An 808-nucleotide genomic window follows, 5' to 3' on the forward strand; every position below is an offset into this window, starting at 1 on the left:
TCCGCGAGTTCGACTTCGAACCCGGCAAGACCGCCTCTATCGGTGAGGTTCGAATAAGGAAGTGCGGATGGGTTGGCGCAGAGGCGTAGGATACCATTCCGCCGCACCTCTGCCAGTGATGCAGCGTCCGCACGGTTTGTTGCGCCTTGGGCGATGAGCGTCGCGAGTACGGCGATAGCAGCACTGTCAGGGATCAGACCATGATGCATCAACGAGGCTCCAGATTCCAAAGTCGCGCGCCGAGGCAAGTATTCACCCACCTTAAATGGTAGCGGTGTCGTCAGGCGACAACCCGAGTACCGCCGCCTGCCGTCAACACGATCAGTTACCCCGCTCCTCACATCTGAGGTTCGCATCTAGGCGCGATCGGAAGCGCGCTGTCTAGCGTCTGTGTCATCCAGGAGTTTTGCGATGGAGCGGAGCTCCTCAGCTCGCTCGCGCCAATACTTTGGATCGTTGATATACGGATGGGTCAAAGTGGTCACACTGAGCCGGTGTACCTTTCAGCTGCGCTTCTACGAGATCCTTCACGGTCCATAAAATATCATGGCTGAAAAGAAGCTGGTAGGATTTGAACGGCCGGGGCATTGTCTCGGCGATTTCGTCACAAGAACCGGCCACTCATTCCGGGACCCGCCGGTGTTCCAATCGCACCCACAGCAGGTTCGCACTTTCCCCCTGAAGCGTGCTTCACGAGGTCCGCCGCCAGCATTATGCCGGCGAGAGCCAACAGAAACGACATCGGTACCAAGTTAAAGTCGAACATCCTGGACCGAAGCCCTTGCGCCCCCGTGTCGCAGGCTTATGT

At 57.8% G+C, this 808-nt stretch carries 1 pseudogene; it reads right to left on the minus strand.

From position 1 onward, the window contains the following. Window positions 1-209: pseudogene (locus tag IVA82_RS29180) on the minus strand (hypothetical protein); the annotation flags it as partial. Window positions 210-808: the final 599 nt, after the last annotated feature.

It is taken from the genome of Bradyrhizobium sp. 142 (assembly GCF_023074015.1).
Taxonomy (GTDB): domain Bacteria; phylum Pseudomonadota; class Alphaproteobacteria; order Rhizobiales; family Xanthobacteraceae; genus Bradyrhizobium.